The sequence below is a fragment of the Pseudomonas phytophila genome (assembly GCF_025643095.1).
In the GTDB taxonomy this organism is placed as follows: Bacteria; Pseudomonadota; Gammaproteobacteria; order Pseudomonadales; family Pseudomonadaceae; genus Aquipseudomonas; species Aquipseudomonas quasicaspiana.
This window is the reverse complement of sequence record NZ_CP081201.1, coordinates 2841743-2862926: the sequence shown is the minus strand read 5'-3', so window position 1 is coordinate 2862926 and position 21184 is coordinate 2841743. Positions and strand designations below refer to the sequence as shown.

24 protein-coding genes and 1 tRNA gene are annotated in these 21184 nt (G+C 55.1%); 8 read left to right on the top strand and 17 right to left on the bottom strand.

Going from position 1 to position 21184, the window contains the following annotated elements:
- Positions 1-56: 56 nt before the first annotated feature.
- The 4 genes from K3169_RS12855 (at position 57) to K3169_RS12840 (ending at position 5285) form a co-directional block, all read left to right on the top strand.
- Positions 57-1307, top strand: coding sequence for an aromatic ring-hydroxylating oxygenase subunit alpha (locus tag K3169_RS12855; protein ID WP_231674801.1), 1251 nt, complete (start codon positions 57-59; stop codon positions 1305-1307).
- A 213-nt stretch (positions 1308-1520) separates the two neighbouring features.
- Positions 1521-2432, top strand: coding sequence for a dihydrodipicolinate synthase family protein (locus tag K3169_RS12850; protein ID WP_231667130.1), 912 nt, complete (start codon positions 1521-1523; stop codon positions 2430-2432).
- A complete protein-coding gene (locus tag K3169_RS12845; RefSeq protein ID WP_263271828.1) occupies positions 2425-3942 on the top strand; it encodes an aldehyde dehydrogenase in 1518 nt (505 codons plus the stop codon). Before K3169_RS12850 ends, K3169_RS12845 begins: the two co-directional genes overlap by 8 nt.
- Entirely contained in the window at positions 3939-5285 is a 1347-nt protein-coding gene (locus K3169_RS12840) for an NAD(P)/FAD-dependent oxidoreductase (RefSeq protein ID WP_263271827.1), read from the top strand. Before K3169_RS12845 ends, K3169_RS12840 begins: the two co-directional genes overlap by 4 nt.
- A gap of 41 nt (positions 5286-5326) precedes the next feature.
- Here the strand turns inward: K3169_RS12840 and K3169_RS12835 are convergent, their stop codons facing one another.
- Positions 5327-5548 carry a hypothetical protein gene (locus tag K3169_RS12835; RefSeq protein ID WP_027898694.1) on the bottom strand — a complete coding sequence of 74 codons (222 nt, stop codon included), beginning with the start codon at positions 5546-5548 and terminating at the stop codon, positions 5327-5329.
- Positions 5549-6201: 653 nt separating this feature from the next.
- On the opposite strand from K3169_RS12835, the gene K3169_RS12830 reads away from it, so the two are divergent.
- Positions 6202-6498 (top strand): DUF2388 domain-containing protein, encoded by a 297-nt coding sequence (locus tag K3169_RS12830; protein WP_263271826.1) that lies wholly within the window; start codon positions 6202-6204, stop codon positions 6496-6498.
- Positions 6499-6674: 176 nt separating this feature from the next.
- Here K3169_RS12830 and K3169_RS12825 read toward each other — a convergent pair whose 3' ends face one another.
- From K3169_RS12825 to thrS, 12 genes are all read right to left on the bottom strand, one after another.
- Positions 6675-7358 carry an SMI1/KNR4 family protein gene (locus K3169_RS12825; RefSeq protein ID WP_263271824.1) on the bottom strand — a complete coding sequence of 228 codons (684 nt, stop codon included), beginning with the start codon at positions 7356-7358 and terminating at the stop codon, positions 6675-6677.
- 544 nt (positions 7359-7902) lie between these two features.
- Positions 7903-8244, bottom strand: coding sequence for a hypothetical protein (locus K3169_RS12820; protein WP_263271822.1), 342 nt, complete (start codon positions 8242-8244; stop codon positions 7903-7905).
- Between the two features lie 144 nt (positions 8245-8388).
- The gene (locus tag K3169_RS12815; RefSeq protein WP_263272278.1) at positions 8389-8913 is read right to left on the bottom strand and encodes a GNAT family N-acetyltransferase; all 525 of its coding nucleotides are present in this window, start codon (positions 8911-8913) and stop codon (positions 8389-8391) included.
- Positions 8914-9156: 243 nt separating this feature from the next.
- A tRNA-Pro gene (locus K3169_RS12810) sits at positions 9157-9233 on the bottom strand.
- Between the two features lie 86 nt (positions 9234-9319).
- Positions 9320-9676 carry a MerR family transcriptional regulator gene (locus tag K3169_RS12805; RefSeq protein WP_027898690.1) on the bottom strand — a complete coding sequence of 119 codons (357 nt, stop codon included), beginning with the start codon at positions 9674-9676 and terminating at the stop codon, positions 9320-9322.
- Positions 9657-9959, bottom strand: coding sequence for an integration host factor subunit alpha (ihfA, locus tag K3169_RS12800; protein WP_002553164.1), 303 nt, complete (start codon positions 9957-9959; stop codon positions 9657-9659). Before ihfA ends, K3169_RS12805 begins: the two co-directional genes overlap by 20 nt.
- A gap of 3 nt (positions 9960-9962) precedes the next feature.
- A complete protein-coding gene (gene pheT / locus K3169_RS12795; protein ID WP_231674806.1) occupies positions 9963-12341 on the bottom strand; it encodes a phenylalanine--tRNA ligase subunit beta in 2379 nt (792 codons plus the stop codon).
- 79 nt (positions 12342-12420) lie between these two features.
- Positions 12421-13437, bottom strand: coding sequence for a phenylalanine--tRNA ligase subunit alpha (gene pheS / locus K3169_RS12790; protein ID WP_027898688.1), 1017 nt, complete (start codon positions 13435-13437; stop codon positions 12421-12423).
- Positions 13438-13543: 106 nt separating this feature from the next.
- The gene (gene rplT / locus K3169_RS12785; protein ID WP_007905879.1) at positions 13544-13900 is read right to left on the bottom strand and encodes a 50S ribosomal protein L20; all 357 of its coding nucleotides are present in this window, start codon (positions 13898-13900) and stop codon (positions 13544-13546) included.
- Between the two features lie 28 nt (positions 13901-13928).
- Complete coding sequence (gene rpmI, locus K3169_RS12780) at positions 13929-14123, bottom strand: 50S ribosomal protein L35 (RefSeq protein ID WP_002553160.1); 195 nt, start codon at positions 14121-14123, stop codon at positions 13929-13931.
- A gap of 60 nt (positions 14124-14183) precedes the next feature.
- Positions 14184-14735, bottom strand: coding sequence for a translation initiation factor IF-3 (gene infC, locus K3169_RS12775; RefSeq protein ID WP_176469887.1), 552 nt, complete (start codon positions 14733-14735; stop codon positions 14184-14186).
- Positions 14735-16657, bottom strand: coding sequence for a threonine--tRNA ligase (gene thrS, locus K3169_RS12770; protein WP_027898686.1), 1923 nt, complete (start codon positions 16655-16657; stop codon positions 14735-14737). The genes infC and thrS overlap by 1 nt, the downstream gene beginning before the upstream one ends.
- Positions 16658-17022: 365 nt before the next feature.
- Here thrS and K3169_RS12765 point away from each other — a divergent pair, with 365 nt between their 5' ends.
- Both K3169_RS12765 and K3169_RS12760 read left to right on the top strand, forming a co-directional pair.
- Entirely contained in the window at positions 17023-17328 is a 306-nt protein-coding gene (locus K3169_RS12765) for a hypothetical protein (RefSeq protein ID WP_263271812.1), read from the top strand.
- 295 nt (positions 17329-17623) lie between these two features.
- Complete coding sequence (locus tag K3169_RS12760; protein ID WP_007905882.1) at positions 17624-17836, top strand: cold-shock protein; 213 nt, start codon at positions 17624-17626, stop codon at positions 17834-17836.
- 65 nt (positions 17837-17901) lie between these two features.
- Here K3169_RS12760 and K3169_RS12755 read toward each other — a convergent pair whose 3' ends face one another.
- Complete coding sequence (locus tag K3169_RS12755; protein ID WP_027898684.1) at positions 17902-18216, bottom strand: I78 family peptidase inhibitor; 315 nt, start codon at positions 18214-18216, stop codon at positions 17902-17904.
- A 311-nt stretch (positions 18217-18527) separates the two neighbouring features.
- Between K3169_RS12755 and K3169_RS12750 the strand changes: the two genes are divergently transcribed.
- Positions 18528-18722: a hypothetical protein gene (locus tag K3169_RS12750; protein WP_027898683.1), complete on the top strand. Its 195-nt coding sequence runs from the start codon at positions 18528-18530 to the stop codon at positions 18720-18722.
- Positions 18723-18751: 29 nt separating this feature from the next.
- Here K3169_RS12750 and K3169_RS12745 read toward each other — a convergent pair whose 3' ends face one another.
- The 3 genes from K3169_RS12745 to rbsK are packed head-to-tail and all read right to left on the bottom strand — an operon-like array spanning position 18752 to position 21165.
- Positions 18752-19777 (bottom strand): nucleoside hydrolase, encoded by a 1026-nt coding sequence (locus tag K3169_RS12745; RefSeq protein ID WP_263271808.1) that lies wholly within the window; start codon positions 19775-19777, stop codon positions 18752-18754.
- A 39-nt stretch (positions 19778-19816) separates the two neighbouring features.
- A complete protein-coding gene (gene rbsD, locus K3169_RS12740; RefSeq protein WP_027898681.1) occupies positions 19817-20221 on the bottom strand; it encodes a D-ribose pyranase in 405 nt (134 codons plus the stop codon).
- A complete protein-coding gene (gene rbsK, locus K3169_RS12735; protein ID WP_263271805.1) occupies positions 20218-21165 on the bottom strand; it encodes a ribokinase in 948 nt (315 codons plus the stop codon). The genes rbsD and rbsK overlap by 4 nt, the downstream gene beginning before the upstream one ends.
- Positions 21166-21184 lie beyond the last annotated feature (19 nt).

The following is a 21184-nucleotide window of genomic DNA, read 5'->3' as shown; positions in this document are numbered from 1 at the left end:
CGGCAGCTGCTTTCTGACCGGACAGCAGCGCCTGAAGCGAATGGAGTGCGTGGGACGTGAATATCAGATCAGCCGTTTCTCAGCTTATTGCACAACGCAAACCCCGACACGCACTTCCAGGGGCGCTTTACAGCGATCCGGATGTCTATCAACAAGACCTTGAACAGCTGTGGCACAAGGACTGGATTTTCGCAGGCCACACCTTTGAACTGGAAAAATCCGGGCAGTATCTTTCACTGCAGGTTGGCCAGTATCCGGTTGCAGTGGTACGTGGTGCGGATGGAGAGATTCGCGCGTTCCACAACGCCTGTCGGCACCGGGGTTCAAAGGTTTGTCCCGAGGCGAAAGGCAAAGTCGCCAAGCTGGTGTGCCCTTACCACAAGTGGACTTTTGAGCTGGACGGTCGGCTGCTGTTCGCAGGCAATATGGGTGACGATTTCGACAAGTCTCAGTACAACCTCAAGCCAGTGCATTGTGAAATCGTCAACACCTACATCTATGTCTGTGTGGCTGACGTCGCCCCTGATTTCTCCACATTCAGGGAAGCAGTGACGCCCTTTCTCGCACCTCATCTGCTGGAAGACTGCAAGGTCGCTTTCGAATCGAACTTGATTGAAAAAGGCAACTGGAAGCTGGTCTTCGAAAACAATCGCGAATGCTATCACTGCGACGGCACCCACCCCGAACTGATGAATTCGTTCGTGGAAAACCTGTCGGTGGCAGGCGTCGGCGGCAGTGATGACCCGGAGCTAAAAGCTCACTGGGACCGCTGTGAAGCCGCAGGCATGCCCAGCCAACTGGTCATGGATAAGGACGGGCGCTTCCGCATTACCCGCATCCCTCTGTCATCCGGTGCAGTCAGCTACACCATGGATGGCAAACCAGCAGTCGCTGGTAGGCTGGACAACAGTGGCGAAGCAGACATAGGTGCGCTGCTGTATTTCAACTATCCGTCTACCTGGAATCATTTCCTGGGCGATCACGCCCTGAGTTTCCGCGTCTTGCCTATTGGCCCTAACGAAACACTGGTGACCACCAAATGGATCGTCAAGAAGACGGCTCAGGAAGGCGTCGACTACGATCTTGAACGCCTGACCAAAGTCTGGCTCGCCACCAATGATCAGGACCGCACGCTGGTTGAAGGCGCACAAGTAGGTGTTAACTCCCCGGCTTATGAACCCGGACCCTTTTCTTCGAAGGCCGAAAATGGCGTCTGTCAGTTTGACGACTGGTACTGCGACATCATGCTCGACAGACTTAAAGATGACAGCGGCACCGCTCCCCTAAAACTGAAGTCGGTGGGATAACAGTATGGCGGTGATTAAGACAGTCGCCGCCAGCCTTGTCCGAAAGACTGACAATAATAAATAACTACTCAGGATGACCTTATATTCAGAGGGCATTATTGAGTCACCTCTTAACTCTGCGCCATTACAACAATCTGGAACTTTAACGCGTCAGCAGTAATACAACGCGCGCGTTTATTGCTCTTCCAGCCATGACTATTCGGAGTAATCCTCTTGAGATTCGAAGGTATTTATACGCCTGCGGTAACACCGCATACAGCCGATGGCGAAATTGACTGGGCTGTTTTTCCGGAAGTTCTGGAGTCGCTTATCGAAGCCAGAGTGCATGGCATTATTATTGGCGGCTCGACAGGCGAATATTATGCGCAGACCGCCGAGGAACGTCTGAAACTTGCGGCCCGCGCCAAAGAAGTTATTGGTTCCCGTGTTCAGTTGATTATTGGTACAGGTGCCATTCGTACCGAAGATGCCGTGCTGTTTGCCAAGGACGCCAAAGCAATCAAGGCCGACGCGATTCTGGTCACCACTCCCCCCTACGCATTGCCGACCGATCAGGAAAACGCCATTCACGCGTTGACCATCGATCGGGCCGCCAACATGCCGATCATGTTGTACAACTACCCGGGGCGCATGTGCGTACAGATGAACGAGGACTACCTGGCTCGCGTGGGCAAATCAAAAAACGTGGTGGCCATCAAGGAAAGTTCGGGGGACATGAGCCGGGTGCATTTACTCGCCCGTGAATTCCCGCATATCGCACTGTCCTGCGGCTGGGATGATCAGGCACTGGAATTTTTCGCCTGGGGCGCAAGAAGTTGGGTATGTGCCGGTTCAAACTTTCTGCCCCGAGAACATGTGGCGCTGTATGAAGCCTGCGTGGTCGAGAAGAACTTCGACAAGGGTCGGCAGATCATGTCGGCCATGATGCCGCTGATGAATGCGCTGGATGGCGGCAAGTTCGTGCAATGCATCAAATTTGGTTGTGAATTGAACGGCCTGAAAGTCGGAGATGTTCGCGCGCCTTTGCGGCCTCTGAATGGCGAAGACAAACGTAGCCTCCAAACCGTTATCGCCAACGTGAAGCGTACCGTTGCACACATCACATCAGGAGCCAGCCATGCGTGACCTTCTTACCGCGGATGAATATGCCGCTATCGCCCAATCGATTTCATTTCCCTCCAACGCGTTCATCAACGGTGCATTCAAGCCTTCCGTTTCTGGCAACACGCTGGCGACGACCAACCCGGCAACGGGCGAGTTTCTCACCGATCTGGCGGCCTGCACGGCTGAGGATGTGGACATTGCGGTCAGCAAAGCCAAAGAAGCATTCGATGATGGACGCTGGAGGCTGCTTGCGCCCGGCGACCGGAAAGCCGTGTTGTTGAAGTTCGCTCGTCTGCTCGAAAACAATCGCCACGAACTGGCCGTACTGGAAAGCCTGGACAGCGGCAAGCCGGTACGCGAATGCCAACTGGTGGATGTGCCCGACACCATTCATACCTTGCGCTGGCACGCCGAATTGATCGACAAGCTGTATGACAACACGGCCCCGGTGGGCAACGACGCGCTGACCATGGTGGTGCGCGAGCCTATCGGTGTGGTGGGCTGCGTGCTGCCGTGGAACTTCCCGCTGTTGATGCTCGCCTGGAAGATCGGCCCGGCGCTGGCCGCTGGCTGTTCAGTGATCGTCAAACCCGCTGAGCAGACCAGCCTGACCACTTTGCGCGTGGCCGAACTGGCATTCGAAGCGGGTGTGCCTGCAGGCGTGCTCAATATCGTGACCGGCACCGGCAAAGACGTCGGTGAGCCTATCGGCCTGCACAAAGATGTCGACATGGTGAGCTTCACCGGCTCCACCGCGACCGGTCGGCGCTTCCTGCATTACTCGGCCGATTCAAACCTCAAACGCGTGGTGCTTGAGTGCGGCGGCAAGAACCCTGCGGTGGTTATGGACGATGCCGAAGACCTGGACCTGGTGGCCGAACAGGTGGTCAACGGCGCGTTCTGGAACATGGGCGAAAACTGCTCGGCAACGTCACGGCTGCTGGTTCACGCATCGGTCAAAGACCAGTTGCTCGAACGCATGGGTGCCTACATACGCGAGTGGAAAATGGGTAACCCGCTGGACCCTCAGAACCGGGTGGGGGCATTGGTCAGCAGCGACCACTTCGACAAGGTGAAGTCTTACCTGGACTACGCCAGCGCTGCCAATCTGGACATCGTCTACGGTGGTGATACTCAGGATGGCGCGTTCGTTCAGTTGACTGTGGTAGACGGCGTGGAACGGGACAGCCGACTGTTCCAGGAGGAAATTTTCGGGCCGGTGTTGTCAGTCACTACCTTCAATACGATCTCTGAAGCGATCGCCCTGGCTAACAACACGGTATACGGCCTGGCGGCCTCGGTTTACACCGGCAGCTTGCGCAAGGCGATCAAGCTTTCCCGTGAAATCCGTGCAGGTATTGTCACCGTCAACTGCTTCGGTGAGGGTGATGCCTCTACCCCGTTTGGCGGTTACAAAGAGTCAGGCTTCGGTGGTCGCGACAAATCGGTTTTCGCACACGATCAATACACCGAAATCAAAACCATCTGGATCGATGTGTCTGATCGGTCGGTTGATGAGACCGTCAAATGAGCACACATTCCATCAAACGCTTGCCGGTAGATACCGGTGTTTCGGGTTGGGAGGCTATTTCCAGGCGGGCTACTCCTGTGCAAGTGCTTGATGGGAGCGTGACGGCAGACTGGCTGATCATCGGGGCCGGTTTCGCCGGTCTCTCCGCGGCACGTCGGCTAACACAGCTACGACCCAAGGATCGAATCGTGGTCGTCGATGCTCACGAGATCGCCACGGGGCCAGCGGGAAGAAACTCCGGGTTCATGATCGATGTGCCCCACAGCCTTTCCTCCGGGGAGTACTCAGTGGCTGGCGAATCAGCGACGGCACGAGAAATCGCGCAGAACCGCTTCGCCATCGACTTCGCCGCGCAGGCTGCCCGCGACTACGGCATGGCCAGCGAAACCTTTGATCCCTCGGGCAAGATCAACGCTGCTGCTACAGAACGTGGAGAACGCCTGAACGCCAATTACGCAGCATCGCTCAAAGGCATTGGCGAGCACTACGAGCTCTTCGATGCCGCGCAGATGCGCGACATTACCGGGTCCACTTATTATCACGGCGGTATCTACACACCCGGCGCCGTGATGATCCAGCCTGCGCAATACATCCGCGATCTGGCTGCCGGACTTGATGAACGTATAAGCCTTTACGAACGCTCTCCTATCGTCGAACTGTCCCGCTCGGGTAATGACTGGACAGCGCGCTCACATCGCGGCGTAGTGACGGCGCCCAAGGTTATTCTTGCCGTGAACGGTCACATCGAAGACTTCGGACACTTCCAGGGACGCTTGCTGCATGTGTTCACGTATGCCTCGATGACCGCGGGTTACAACCACAATGATTTCGCAAAAGCGGTGACGGGACGCGAGCGCTGGGCCCTTCTACCGGCTGACCCGATGGGCGCCACCGTTCGTAAAATTACGGTAGATGGACTTTCACGGATCGTAATCCGCACCAAATTCACCTATGACCCGAGCATTCAAGTGACACCTCAGCGCGTCGCAGATGTCGCCCGGGAGCAACGACTCTCTCTGGACGCTCGCTTCCCGGAATTGAAGTCAACACCGCTGGAATTCAGTTGGGCGGGCCGTCTGTGCTTGAGCCGCAACAGCGCGCCGGCATTCGGGGAAATAGAAGAAAACCTGTATTCAGCATGTTGCGAAAACGGCCTCGGAACGGTTAAAAGCACGCTGGCTGGCGTCATGGCGGCTGAGTTGGCGACCGGCATGAAGTCCAGATTCCTGGATGACTTCAGCAACACGCCCGGCCCCAGCAAGCTGCCCCCCAAAATTTTCACAAGGCTTGGGGTGAGTTCGGTCATCAGTTGGCAAGCCCTTCGCGCTGGCAAGGAAGGCTAAAGCCCGCTCGGCCCATCGAAGTTAGCCGACTTCAGCGGCCTTCAGCCCGGAGAGAACAGCGACCTGATCATGTGAAGTTCTGCCGCATGAGTCATGGCCTCCAGGTCATCAAGACTCATTGAATGGCCGCACCCTGCACATTGCTCGCCCACCAGATCCTCAATCCCGAACAGGCCGCTGGTAGTGCCATCTTTGGGATCAAAAGGGTTGCCGTTGCAGGCGATGCACCGGAAATCCTCGAAATACTGCTCGTCCAGTCTCATTGTCTGACAATCCTGAAAATTCGACCGCATGAAACAACATCTTTATCTTACTTGCTAGCCAGACCCGACGGCAGACATGCCGTTGAGTCTTTTTGACGCACTTGTGTTCTGTCATGCCCTTCTTTACCAAGGAGCAAGTATGCAATCTGCATCCCCGGAAAGGTAGCTGATCAGCGACCTGTGACCTTTAGTTCGATGTAACGAAGGATGACAGTTTGTAAGATCATCCAGCCTACAAAAAGCCATGTACCGGTTTCGTGACTGACGGGCAACTCATATATGACGGTGGCGCCGAGCATGAACCCGCCTAGCGTAAGGATCGCGGATAAAATAAGCCCCACTTTTAAAGCTCCATGTCCGATTGCAGCGTGTTTTTAGTATAAGCATTTTCATGCTGCCTTTTCCCTGGGAAATCCCGCCGAAAAACACACCGCTGGCTGAGGACTCAGCAGTGATGCGATCCGTTTGGGGGATGCCCTGATGCGGTTGAACAAGACTGAGCAGTCCAGTCACGACTTTTACAAAATTCTGAGCGGAAAAAGGGTGGAACCTGTAAGTAAAAAGATCCGGGCCAAGTGCCCTGCTTTTCGTATCTGACGAGTACCCGCCTATGCTATTGTGCCGCCCCCAAACAGGCATGGATGTACTGAAGAATGACCTCATGGAAAGCTGTGGTGATGGCTCTGGCAACCTTGATCGTCGCTAAGGTAGAAGCGGCTGAATACGTCTACATGAGTTCGTACGCGACGGTTTTGGGGAGTGAAATATCGTCCAAAAAAATTGCTGACTTGTTCACACCAGCTCGAGAAGATGCCCTCGCTTTCATTGGATCAGATGGCGATATCCGTGGCGCGCGCTTTGAGCAGGCCGTCCAGCGCTACCGCTCGACTGCTAGCCAACCCCAGATGTCAGACCTTCAACTGGCCCAAGCTATTGCTGCAAGGGACTGACCGACTCACCGGTGGGCTTTTCGTATCTGCCCTACCCCCGTCATTCCAGGTACTGATTAACTGCGCGCTCAATGAATATTGACGTTAGTTCTATCTCCCGCAGCACTCAGGAAAACCAGGCCCCTCTGAAGAAGGTCTGAGTAAATAGAGCAACTAAAATAGGCCAGGAGCTGATCTTAATATTTGAGGACATCATTGCGAAGCAAGGTGTCTTCGAGAAAAATTGAAATCCATGCATCCATAACGCCGAAGACGTCCATTCCTGTTTCTGGTTCCATGGGTTGTTCATGCCACCAAATAATCCCGTTACTATCAGTCAGATTATTCAGATCTATAGCAAGGTAATCTCCGCCCCCATTTGATAGTATCGTTAACCATTTTGCCGCAAAGTCTGTGCTCTCTTCGTCAATCAGTTCAGAGATGTAGGTACAATCGGAAATTTTTTGTGGCCCCATAGAGCGCGCTGGGCAGAAGGTAAATCCATTGTGAACTCCTTTATAAAACTCCGACAGTCTAGTGCCAAAAGCAGAGGGAGTATCAGAGTTGGCTAGAGGCTCACCCCCTATGTAGTAATAAAGACCATTGGCGTCATGAAATATATATAATAATTCAGTTGGCGACCCCGCTAAAATAGCGGTGCCAAGCAAGCACCTATCCAGTAGCGATGTAAGCCAAGGTAAGTCAGCACTGAATGCCCGCCAAGCAAGAGGAAATGAAGGCGTTTCAGAAAAGGCAATCCCAAAATTCTGCCATTCACCAGGAATCTCGAGGTTTGGTGGCAGTTGAGCAAGCGAGAAATAAACATCTCTTTCTGCAAAAGCAGCCTTCGTGGCTTCAATGATTTCAATGGCATTTATCATGCGATACCCCTTTCTGACCTGGACATTTTACTGACACTTGAATTCTTCATTCGCAGCAAAAAGATGTGAACCGCAACTGATTTAGCACCTGCCTTATACCCTATCACTTCGTTCACCATTAGAATGAGAAAGAGTCGGGAATATCGGCAAACAGCCGCTCAGCCAAATTTTGCTCGCCAAACTCAATGACAACTGCCCAAACGCATCAGTGTATTCACGCTCGCAGCTCTCTGATGCAATCACGCTCAGTGCCCTTTTAACAACTTGGCGCATAGCAACTCCCACACTCTAATGAGCGCCCATGCTAACAGCCTCGACGTTACTAACTAAACAACCAGCGCCACGCCAACCCGATACTCTCAGTGCGCGCGCAGCGGCCTGCAATCTCGCCGGAACGTAAATACCGATTACCCGAAAGCTTGTCACAGGGCAGCCAATACGGCGGGCGGAGGTTCGCCCTCTGACATGCAGCACCGATGCGGATAAGTACACACCGAGAAACCGGGCCCTGTGTCAACCATTCACTAGCGCAGAATGAAATTGATCATTTCGCGCCGTAGTTCTTGCACAGGTCTTTGGCGACATAAGCTCCCATCGGGGAGTGAATCAAGTTTTCAGCGGTGTTGCTCACTTTAGATTTATAGGCAGGGTCGGATTTGATTTTTCTCACTTCCGTCTTTGTCGCCTCGTCAATGGTGGGATCCGATGCCATCGCGTTCTCGACATCGCTCTTCATACCAGGGTTCGCGTTATTGCAGACCTGCTCCATCGCAACCAAGACTACAAGGCCCTGCTGCTTTTCATCCTCCGAGCTCGCCAAAGTGCTGCCGGTATAGCCCAGTATGCCCAGACAAAGCGACAAGACAGACATCCTGATCGGCGACATTACTAACTCCCTACTAATAGAAAAATTCGCCAGCGCGCTGCCAGCCATAGCGACCCGCACTTTATATCACCACCCGAATCCACCCGTCAGTCTTGTCCTCATTTACTCTTAGGGGCTGGCGGCGGAGATGAAGCTTTAATGCTGCTAATCACAGTAATCCTGGGCAGCTGAGTCAGTGCGCAGCAGGCTGTACTGATGCAGGCTCAAGAACTCACCGTCTTTAAGCTCGACGTCCCGCAGAGTTCCGTCCAGATGAAACCCGAGCTTGCGAAGCAAGGCGCAGCTCGCTGCGTTGGCGGGCTCGACATCAGCGTGGATTCGATGAACACCCAAAGCATTGAACGCATAGCGAAACACAGAAGGCAGAGCCTCGGTCAATAGCCCTTGGCGCCAGTAGGCAGGCATGAGCCAATACCCAAGCTCTGTGCGGCGATGCTCATGGCTCCAGTCATTGAAACCGCAGGCACCTATTATTGAGTCGTTTTTAAACTCCGCGATAGCCCACCAAGCCCCCGTTTGTTCGGCAACTATTTCCTCAAACCAGCGCATTTGCACCTCGGTCGCCTCAAGGCTGGAGTACGAAACTCCATAGTGAGCGATGACTTGAGGATCGGACAAGCCAGCATAGACCGCTGGCAAATCTGCCGGCCGGACAGGCCTCAATCTCACCCTTTGAAGCGCGAACTCTGGAAGATTCTCAGACAATTGTGGTTCTCACTTTTTGAGTGCCGAGATCATGCCAGTGTTTGGGACATTACTTCAACGAGGCACCGACGTGGTCTCAGCAACCGATTCAAGAGGTTCGGTGCTGACAATTGAAGAGCAGGAAGGATGAGCATCGAGAAGGCTCGAAAATCTCGCAGACATGAAAAAGCCCAACTCGTGAAAGCTGGGCTTTTTCATTGAATTAAATGGTCGGGACGGAGTGATTCGAACACTCGACCCCTTGCACCCCATGCAAGTGCGCTACCGGGCTGCGCTACGCCCCGACTAGGCGTGTATCAGTTTCCCATGCTGCGAAAACTTCGAGGAATATAACCTAAGCTTTTGAATTATGGAAGTATCCGGGCGATTTCTACTTGCCCAATACCACCAGAACGTCTTCCAGCTCGACGATCATCTGCCGGAGCAGTTTCTTGTAATCCTGAGTCTCATCCTTGGGTTCGCCAGCGGTCATACGCAGCCGCGCACCACCAATGGTGAAGCCTTGCTCATAGAGCAAGCCGCGGATCTGCCGGATCATCAGCACGTCTTCGCGCTGATAATACCGGCGGTTGCCGCGTCGTTTGACGGGGTTGAGCTGAGGAAATTCCTGTTCCCAATAGCGCAAAACGTGCGGTTTCACCGCGCAGAGCTCGCTGACCTCACCGATGGTGAAGTAGCGTTTGCCTGGTATCGGCGGTAACTCGTCGTTATGACTTGGTTCCAGCATAAGCCTCAACTCGGGCCTTCAACTTCTGCCCTGGACGGAACGTGACAACACGGCGAGCCGTGATAGGAATTTCTTCCCCGGTCTTCGGGTTTCTACCAGGCCGCTGGCGTTTATCTCGCAGGTCAAAATTGCCGAAACCGGACAATTTGACCTGTTCATTATCTTCCAGAGCGTGCCTGATTTCCTCGAAGAACAGCTCGACCAATTCCTTGGCTTCTCGTTTATTCAGGCCCAGCTCTTCGTACAGACGTTCGGCCATCTCAGCTTTCGTCAGAGCCCCCATACGCTACTTCCTTAACGTGGCGTTTAACCTTTCCTCGAGTGAGGTGAGGATTTTATGCGTTGCCGCATTGACCTCATCGTCGTTAAGAGTGCGCGATGGATGCTGCCAGGTCAAGCCAACTGCAAGGCTTTTTCTATGCGGATCAATGCCTTTACCCTGATAAACATCAAATAGCCTTAGGTCTGTGAGCCATTCGCCTGCATTTTCTCGAATAACGTCAAGAACTGCAGTGGCTGCAACGCCTTCATCAGCCAGTAGCGCCAGGTCACGTCTTACTTCAGGAAAGCGCGACAACTCCTGGAATTTCGGCATTTTACCCAGTGCAACTTCAGCCAGAATCAGCTCGAAAACGAATACCGGACGATCCAGTCCCAGGGTTTTCGACAACTCAGGGTGAATGGCACCCACATAGCCAACTTCGCGACCATCACGTTCGATGCGCGCTGTCTGGCCCGGGTGCAGTGCTGGATGTTTACCAGACACGAATTTGAAAGCGTCTAGCGCACCGGCGAAGCCTAGAACGGCTTCAACATCAGCCTTGACGTCGAAGAAGTCGATCACATCACGGCCCTGTGCCCAGCCTTCCGGCAAACGGCTGCCACAGACCACGCCGGCCAGCATCGGCTCTTGTTTCAGACCGTCCAGCTGACCGACGAAGCGCAGGCCGCTTTCGAACAGACGTACACGATCCTGCTGACGATTGAGGTTGTGCTGCAAAGACTTGACCAGGCCAGGCCACAACGAGGCGCGCATGGCGGCCATGTCGTTGGAGATCGGATTTGCCAGCAGCAACGGCTCAGCGCCAGGGCTGAATAGCTCAAATTGCTTGGGATCGATGAAGCTGTAGGTGATCGCTTCCTGATAGCCGCGAGCGACCAACAGGCGACGCAGCTCGGGCAGATCGCTACGGGCTTCAGCCTTGGCTTGCGGTGCCAGACGCGCCTGCGGGTAACGAACCGGCAGACGGTTGTAGCCGTATAGGCGAGCCAGTTCTTCGATCAGGTCGACTTCAAGGCTGATATCGAAGCGATGACTCGGCACTTCTACGCGCCACTGCCCTGCCGCTGCAGCTGAAACGGTCAAGCCCAGGCCAGTCAACAAGCCTTCGATTTCGACCGGGTCCATTTTCAGGCCCAGCATCTGCTCGATACGCTCGGCGCGCAAAGTGACCGGCGCGATTGACGGCAGATCTTTCTCGCTGACAGCTTCAATCACGGGGCCAGCTTCGCCACCAGTGATTTCCAGCAGCAGGCCAGTAGCTCGCTCCATGGCCTTGCGTGCCAACTGCCAGTCAACACCGCGCTCGTAGCGGTGCGAAGCGTCAGTGTGCAGGCCATACGAACGGGCCTTGCCCGCGACGGCGATCTGGTCGAAGAACGCGCTTTCGAGGAATACGTCACGAGTCGTGCTGGATACACCGCTGTGTTCCCCGCCCATCACGCCGGCGATGGCCAGAGCGCGCTGGTGGTCAGCGATAACCAGAGTGTCGGCTCGCAGGCTGACTTCCTGGCCGTCCAGCAGAACGAGCTTCTCGCCCTCTTCTGCCATACGGACACGAATGCCACCGTTGATTTCAGCCAGATCGAACGCGTGCAATGGTTGACCCAGTTCGATCATCACGTAATTGGTGATGTCGACCACGGCATCAATGCTGCGAATGTCGGACCGACGCAGACGCTCAACCATCCACAACGGGGTTGGACGCGACAGGTCGACATTGCGAATCACACGGCCGAGATAACGCGGGCAAGCGCTGGTCGCCAACACGTCAACCGGACGCACTTCATCGTGCGTCACGGGAACAGCGGCAACGGCCGGCACAGCCACAGGGATGGCATAGAGCGCGCCGACTTCACGAGCAAGACCGGCCAACGACAGGCAGTCGCCACGGTTTGGCGTCAGGTCCACTTCGATGCTGGCATCATCCAGCTCAAGGTAAACACGGAAGTCTTCACCCACCGGCGCATCGGCTGGCAGCTCCATCAAACCGTCATTGCCCTCGCCCACTTGCAGCTCGGACTGGGAGCAGAGCATGCCGTTGGATTCAACGCCACGCAGCTTGGCTTTCTTGATTTTGAAATCGCCCGGCAACTCGGCACCGATCATGGCGAATGGAATTTTCAGACCCGGGCGCACGTTTGGAGCGCCGCAGACGACCTGAAAGGTTTCCGAACCGTTGCTGACCTGGCATACGCGCAGTTTGTCGGCATCGGGGTGTTGCTCGGTGCTCAGTACTTCGCCGACGATCACGCCGCTGAATACACCAGCGGCCGGGGTGACGCTATCAACTTCAAGACCGGCCATCGACAAGCGGGCAACTAGCTCGTCGCGGGATACTTGCGGGCTTACCCAGCCGCGCAACCATTGTTCACTGAATTTCATCCTGCTCTCCAAAAAAATGCGTTACGGGCGACTCCGGTGCTCTACGACAGCGGCCATTGGCGGGCTGCCGCGAAGCGCCTCAGCGAAATTGCGCGAGGAACCGCAAGTCGTTGTCGAAGAACAGACGCAAGTCGTTGACGCCGTAACGCAGCATGGCCAGACGCTCCACGCCCATGCCGAAGGCAAAGCCCGAGAACTCTTCAGGGTCGATGCCGGACATGCGCAGCACGTTCGGGTGAACCATGCCGCAGCCCATGACTTCAAGCCAGCCAGTCTGTTTGCAGACACGGCAGCCTTTACCGCTGCACATCACGCACTCCATGTCGACTTCGGCGGACGGCTCGGTGAACGGGAAGTAAGACGGGCGGAAACGCACGGCCAGTTCTTTTTCGAAGAACACCCGCAGGAACTCTTCGATTGTGCCTTTGAGGTCGGCGAAGTTGATGTCGCGATCAACCAGCAGGCCTTCGACCTGATGGAACATCGGCGAGTGGGTAATATCGGAGTCGCTGCGGTACACACGGCCTGGGCAGACAATGCGGATCGGCGGACGCTGCGATTCCATGGTGCGGACCTGTACCGGTGAGGTATGGGTGCGCAACAGCATGTTCGCATTGAAATAGAAGGTGTCATGCATCGACCGGGCCGGGTGATGGCCTGGGATGTTGAGCGCTTCGAAGTTGTGGTAATCGTCTTCCACCTCAGGGCCTTCGGCGATGCCGTAGCCAATGTGGGTGAAGAATTGTTCGATGCGTTCCAGAGTACGGGTAACGGGGTGCAGACCGCCTGAGGTCTGGCCGCGGCCAGGCAGGGTCACGTCAATGGACTCGGCGGCGAGTTTAGCGGCAAGATCCGCTTCCTCGAACTGCGCCTTGCGGGCATTGAGAACCTCTGTGACACGCTCCTTGGCTACGTTGATCAGGGCGCCGACTTGCGGACGCTCTTCTGCAGGCAAATTCCCCAGGGTCTTCATCACCTGAGTCAACTCACCTTTCTTGCCAAGGTATTGAACCCGGATTTGCTCCAGGGCATTGATATCTTCAGCGCTCTGCACAGCCTCAAGAGCTTGCGAGACCAGCGCGTCCAGGTTTTCCATGTACAGACTCCAGATACGAAATAGGGGAAGAGCTTTTAGGCTCTTCCCCTATTTATGACGTTTAACACCGAGCCTCAGAAACTGAGGCCCGGTGATTGTCGGGGACTTAGGCCAAGGTGGCTTTAGCTTTCTCGACAATCGCAGCAAACGCCGCTTTTTCGTTCACTGCCAGATCAGCCAGAACCTTACGGTCGATCTCGATGGACGCTTTTTTCAGGCCGGCGATGAAACGGCTGTAGGACAGACCGTTGATACGAGCACCAGCGTTGATACGAGCGATCCACAGAGCGCGGAACTGACGTTTTTTCTGACGACGGTCACGGTAGGCGTATTGGCCTGCCTTGATTACCGCTTGCTTGGCAACACGGAATACGCGTGAACGCGCGCCGTAGTAGCCTTTAGCAAGTTTCAGAATTTTTTTGTGACGCTTACGGGCAATGACGCCACGCTTTACACGAGCCATGAGTTACTTCCTATATTCTTGATCAAAATTAACGAAGGCGCAGCATGCGCTCGACTTTTGCCACGTCAGACGGATGCAGCAAGCTGCTACCGCGCAGTTGACGCTTACGCTTGGTCGACATTTTGGTCAGAATGTGGCTCTTGAAAGCGTGTTTGTGCTTGATGCCGTTAGCAGTTTTCAAAAACCGCTTAGCTGCACCACTTTTAGTCTTCATCTTTGGCATGTTCGGATACTCCGCATTCAGTTGATAAACATAACCGCAAGGCCTGCCGTGCCCTGGTGGTTATTTCTTCTTTTTCGGGGCGATGACCATAATCAGCTGGCGTCCTTCCATCTTAGGATGCTGCTCAACGGAACCGTATTCGAGAAGGTCACCTTCAACCCGCTTCAACAGTTCCATGCCCAGCTCCTGGTGGGCCATCTCACGACCGCGGAATCTTAACGATACCTTGGCCCTGTCCCCGTCACTCAGGAAACGTACCAGGTTGCGTAGTTTTACCTGGTAATCCCCTTCCTCCGTCCCTGGACGAAACTTGATTTCTTTAACCTGGATCTGTTTCTGATTTTTCTTGGCAGCGGCAACCTGCTTCTTCTTTTCGAAGATCGATTTGCCGTAGTCCATCAGCTTACAGACAGGGGGTACTGCATCGGCGGAAATTTCCACCAGATCCAGCTTGGCCTCTTCAGCCTTAAGCAGCGCGTCTTCAATTGACACAATCCCAAGCTGCTCGCCTTCAGCTCCAATTAACCGAACCTCGCGTGCCGAGATATTCTCGTTGATCGGGGCTTTCGGTGCAGCTCGTTTATCTTGTCTCATTTCACGCTTAATAGTAATTACTCCGAATCTTGGCGACCACGCCGGGAAACCGCTTGTGCGAGGAATTCAGCGAACTGGGCGACCGGCATCGAGCCGAGGTCTGCACCTTCGCGTGTACGCACAGCGACAGTTTGCATTTCAACTTCCCGATCTCCAATCACGAGGAGATAAGGGACCTTGAGCAAAGTATGCTCACGGATTTTAAAGCCGATCTTTTCATTTCTCAAGTCGGACTTGGCACGAAAACCGCTTTCAGCGAGAGTTTTTTCCACTTCAAGGGCAAAATCTGCCTGTTTATCAGTGATATTCATGATCACTGCCTGAGTGGGCGCCAGCCAGGCCGGGAATGCACCTTCGTAGTGCTCGATCAAAATCCCGATGAAACGCTCGAAAGAACCGAGAATCGCCCGGTGCAACATGACCGGATGTTTACGGCTGTTGTCTTCGGAGACATATTCGGCGCTCAAACGGATCGGCAAGTTAAAGTCGAGCTGCAGGGTACCACACTGCCAGACACGACCGAGGCAGTCTTTCAACGAGAACTCGATCTTCGGACCGTAGAACGCGCCCTCGCCCGGCTGCAGATCATAAGGCAGACCCGCGCTATCGAGCGCCGATGCCAGCGCGCTTTCAGCGCGATCCCACAGCTCATCGGAACCCACACGCTTTTCAGGACGAGTCGACAGCTTCAGCTCGATGTCCTTGAAGCCGAAGTCGGCATAGACATCCAGGGTCAGCTTGATGAACGCCGCGGATTCCGCCTGCATCTGATCTTCAGTACAGAAGATGTGCGCGTCATCCTGAGTGAAGCCACGAACGCGCATGATACCGTGCAACGCACCGGACGGCTCGTTACGGTGGCAAGCACCAAACTCGGCCAGACGCATCGGCAGCTCACGGTAGCTTTTCAGGCCCTGATTGAACACCTGCACGTGGCATGGGCAGTTCATCGGCTTGATTGCGTAGTCGCGGCTCTCGGATTCGGTGGTGAACATGTTATCGGCGTAGTTCGCCCAGTGACCTGACTTCTCCCACAGGGAGCGATCAACCACCTGCGGCGTCTTGATCTCCAGATAACCATTCTCGCGCTGCACTTTGCGCATGTACTGCTCAAGCACCTGATACAGAGTCCAGCCCTGTGGATGCCAGAACACCATGCCCGGCGCTTCTTCCTGGGTGTGGAACAACCCAAGACGCTTGCCGATTTTACGGTGATCGCGCTTTTCAGCTTCTTCGATGCGCTGGATATAAGCAGCCAGTTGCTTCTTGTCGGCCCAGGCGGTGCCATAGACCCGTTGCAGCTGCTCGTTTTTGGCATCGCCGCGCCAGTAAGCACCGGACAGCTTGGTCAGCTTGAAGGACTTGAGGAAGCGAGTGTTCGGCACGTGCGGGCCGCGACACATGTCGACGTATTCTTCGTGGTAGTACAGACCCATGGTCTGCTGCTCTGGCATGTCTTCAACCAGACGCAGTTTGTAATCTTCGTGACGCGCAGTGAACACGTCGATCACTTCGGCGCGCGGAGTGACCTTCTTGATGACGTCGTAATCTTTTTCGATCAGCTGCTGCATGCGCTGCTCGATCGCCGCCATGTCGTCAGGCGTGAACGGGCGCTCATAAGCGATATCGTAATAAAAGCCGTCATCGATGACTGGCCCGATGACCATCTTTGCAGTTGGATACAGCTGCTTGACCGCATGACCTACCAGATGGGCGCACGAGTGGCGGATGATCTCCAGCCCTTCCTGATCCTTGGGGGTAATGATCTGCAGGGTGGCGTCTTTCTCGATCAGATCGCTGGCGTCGACCAGCTGACCGTCGACTTTACCGGCAACGGTGGCCTTGGCCAGACCTGCACCAATGGAAAGCGCGACCTCGGCTACGGAAACCGGATGATCGAATGAGCGTTGACTGCCGTCGGGAAGAGTAATGGTGGGCATGGCGCCTCCTCTCCTAGTGGTGACCCCTACCAAAGGTCACGTGGGTTGGGATGAGCCAGTACGTGATCCGGTGGTATGCCTGCCTCACAGTGGCAGGAGCCTCGCGGCCAACCTTGAACCGAACCAGATGACTGGTTTGAAATAAAAACTGCACAACGACGGCGAAAAGAACACCAGCCAGACGCAGACAGATATAAAGGACGCGCATCCTATCACAGCTCAACCCATTCACATGCACGCAGGATCAATCAATTGCAGCATCCGCGTTCGCCTCGTAATTTTCAAACTGAACTGGCGTCCACACTCATCGTCAGATAGCTGTGCAACCTGCAGCAAATACGTTGAACCCTATAAAGGAAAACGCCATGAAGCTTACACGTTTACTCGCCCTGCTCGCCCCAATCGCCCTGGCAATGCCACTCAGCGCTCAAGCAGCGATGAGCGCTCCAACCAAAGCCAAGTTCATCCAGGATTGCGTGGCCACCGCGGGACAAAAGCTTGATGCAGCCTCAGCGAAATCCCATTGCGAGTGTGGCGCTGAGCAAGTGAGCAAAAACTTCAGCAGTGCGGAAATTGAAAAAATGAGTAATGCCAATCCGCCACCAACCCCTGAACAAACTAAAAAAATGAGTGATCTGGTCGCCAAAAACTGCACTCAGCCAAAAAAATAATTCATCTATATGACTTCACGAAGTAAGGCGGGGCATGTTTTCAGGATGACTGAGAGCGAACTCTGAAGGCCTTGAAATACGAGCCTTTCAGCCCCGTCTACTTACGACTCAATGTGACTTTGAGCGTCAGAAACAGGGTGACTTAGAGAAGTTATTCCGGGTTTACCTACGGTTAATGCTCAAAGTTCTTACTGAAAAAGTTCTACATTCCCACATTTCGACTATGATAGGCCGGTGTGCCCAGTTGGCCTGAGCAACACGTACACTGAAAAAATTATGTTCTTGGAGATTCACCATGTCTAATCGCCAAACCGGCACCGTAAAATGGTTCAACGACGAAAAAGGCTTCGGCTTTATCACCCCACAGGGTGGCGGTGACGACCTGTTCGTACACTTCAAAGCTATCGAAAGCGACGGTTTCAAAAGCCTGAAAGAAGGCCAGACCGTTTCGTTCGTGGCTGAGAAAGGCCAAAAGGGCATGCAAGCTGCTCAGGTTCGCGCGGAGTAATCCAGGCGATCTAAAAAAACCCCGTCACTGACGGGGTTTTTTTATGGGTACAGGAAAGGCTCGGCTTAGCCGCAGTTGACCCGCACGACCTTGCCATTGGCATCGGTGTTGAGATTGACGCGATTGGAGCGGTATTCCAGGGTGACCATATCGTTGGCACCAATGAACCGGGCATCTTGCGCCCCTGCTTTGGCTCGGGCCTGGGCGAGCAACGCAGCCGATGCTTGCTGACCTACGGCGAACTGAGCACCTGCGGCGTCGCAGCGCCCACTGGCAACCGGAGCATTCGGTTCTTGAGCTGTTGACTCAGACGTACTGCTGCACCCTGCCAGCAACGACAACGCAACAGCAAACCCGACTGAAGAGATTTTCCACGGCATACAGACTCCTTGACCGATAAACATAAGCTGAATCCTTGCGACAGCGCCGCAACCCATTCGTTGCAACACATGGCCAGTTCCAGGCCATCAGTACAGACCGCTGCGCAGTCTGCCCGAGCTTGATGCGCCACGTCTCAGCAAATCGTCACAAAACATGAGTACGTATGCACCGGGTTCTGACTCGTCACTGAGTTACCGCCGTAGGTTGCAGTGTCAAACAGCGGCTGAAATGCTTTACTGGAACTGGCGTTCGGCCGCCCAGGCCGCACTCTGTAAAGGATCTCCCTTTCAGACGACGAGACGAGGCAGCAATGGCAGTCGTATCCATCGATGCAGACATCAAGGCGAAATGGCACCAGGGACATTCATCACACAGCCCTGGCAACCCGGAAGAGCTGGCGATCATTGCTGTGGACTTGCTGGTAAAGGAGTTGGGCACAGAGGGCGCGCTGGCATTCATCACGCAAGTACTTGCTCGTTACCCGAACGAGACCGGCAAGGCGTAACAAGCGCCTGCCGGTTTCTCAGAGAGGCTTTATTTAAGGCGTGACAAGCGACTGGTCAGCAGATCGAAGAAGCCCTGCGCGTCGCCACTTTCGACCCAGAAGACGTTCTTGTCCCGGCCGAGCGTGTCGTACCAGTCGGCAACGGTCTGCCCAAAACCTATGCCTTCACGGCTATCGACAGCCACGTTGATCTGCCTGCCGCTGAACAACTCAGGCTTGAGCAACCAGGCAATGACACTGGCGTCATGCACCGGCCCGCCGGGCAGACCATAGTGAGTCATGTCCAGCTTCACGTACTCATTGAGAATACTGCCGACCAGTTTGCCCGCCTGATTATTCAATGCGGCGATCTGCGCAAGACGCTGCTCGCTGGTGAGTATTTTGTGAGTGACGTCCAGCGGCAGGTAGGTCAGTTTGACGCCGCTGGCCAGAACCACTTGAGCAGCATGAGGGTCGGCGAACAGGTTGAACTCGGCAACCGGCGTGATATTCCCGCCATTGAAGTGCGCTCCGCCCATCACGACGACTTCCTTGATGCCCTGAGTGATTTCCGGATCCTGTACCAGTGCCAGAGCCAGGTTGGTTTGCGGCCCCAGCATGGCGATGGTGATGCTGTGCGGTTTGGCCTTGCGCAAGGTGTGAATCAGGTACTGCACCGCATTACCCTGGGCAAGCCCCTGCTTGGGTTCATGCACGGGCACCCCGGGCAAACCTTCCTGACCGTGGACATTCTCCGCATAGATCGGCGTACGCACCAAAGGCTTGGACGCACCGGCGTATACCGGCACTTCTTCGCGCCCCGCCCACTCGCGGGCCAGTCGTGCATTGCGAGAGGTTTTGTCCAGACGCACATTGCCCGCCACGGTCGTAATCCCCAGAACGTTCAACTCCTCGGGGGATGCCAGTGCAAGCAGCAACGCCACCACGTCATCGGCTCCCGGATCGGTATCGATGATCAAGTCGCGTTTTTCTGCGGCCTGGGCCACGCTTGCACTGAGAATGGACAAAAGCAGCAGGCTCCGGAATAACTGTTTGATGATTGGCAATGCTTGCATAGCGAACTCCCTGTTCAGATTAAATGACTTTACGGACAATCAGAAAACCACACCGGCGACCAGCGCAATGTTGCTGTATGGCTCGCACTCACCGGTACGCACGATCGCTTTGGCACTTTTGCTCAGGGCCTTGAGCGCCTCATGACTGAGCAGCCGCTGCTCACCCAGATCGCCATCCAGATTAAGGCCCTCGATAACGCTCAGGGCGGGAGGCTTCTTGAACATGATTTCTTCGGCCAGCACATGGCTTTCGACCTGCATTTCACTCAGTACGGTATCCAGTGCACTGGCGAAGTCGACCATCCCACGAGTCAACGCCAGATCAATCAACTCCACGCCTGCCGGAATCGGCATGCCAGCGTCAACAATCATCACGATATCGCCGTGCCCCAGGGACGCGATGACGCGGGAAAGAGCGATATTCAGCAAGGGTGTTTTTTTCATGTAGGGTCAAACCTTAGTACTTCAGCACGATCAGGGATGGAAGGTTGCGCACCCGCTCGGGTTACCGACAACGCCGCAGCCTTTTGCGCGAAACGAATCGCCTCGGCTTCAGTGCGACCTTCAGCCAGCGCCGCGGCGAAACCGCCGACAAATGTATCACCCGCAGCCGTGCTGTCGACCGCAGTCACGCGCGGCGCAGGAAACTGCTCCATGCCCTGCCCCGATGCCAATAACGCGCCCTGCTCTCCCAGAGTAATGATCACCTTGCCTGCGCCCGCGTCCAGAAGGGACCGCGCTGCGCGCTCTGCAGACGACAGCGAGTCCACCGCAATACCGCTCAGAATCGCTGCCTCGGTTTCATTGGGGATCAGATAATCAATCAACGAATACCACTGATCGGGCAACGCAGCAGATGCTGGCGCAGGGTTGAGAATGACCGTCTTGCCCAGTTCACGCGCTCGACGCAACACATGAGCAACGGTGGGCAATGGCACTTCAAGCTGACAGATCACCACCTGTGCAGCACCGAGCAGCGCATCAAAACGGTCAGTGATATCCGGCGTCAGCTGGCCATTGCCCCCGGCAACAATAATGATCGCGTTCTGGCCATTGGCATCGACCACAATCGAAGCGATTCCGGTGGACACACCCACCACGGTAGTGAGCCCCTGACAATCGATCTGCTCGGCCAGTAAAGCGGCACGCAGTTGCTCACCATAGGCGTCATCCCCTACGCAACCGATCATCGCCACGCGCGCGCCCAGCCGCGCCGCTGCGACAGCCTGATTGGCGCCTTTGCCGCCGGATACGGTAGCAAACGAATCCCCACTCAAGGTTTCCCCCGGACCCGGCAGGCGTTGCGCTCGCGTAACCAGATCCATATTCAAACTGCCGACCACCACTACCTGGGCGTGCGACATCTCTGCATTGTTTTTCACGTTCATCGTTCTTACTCGAGGTAGT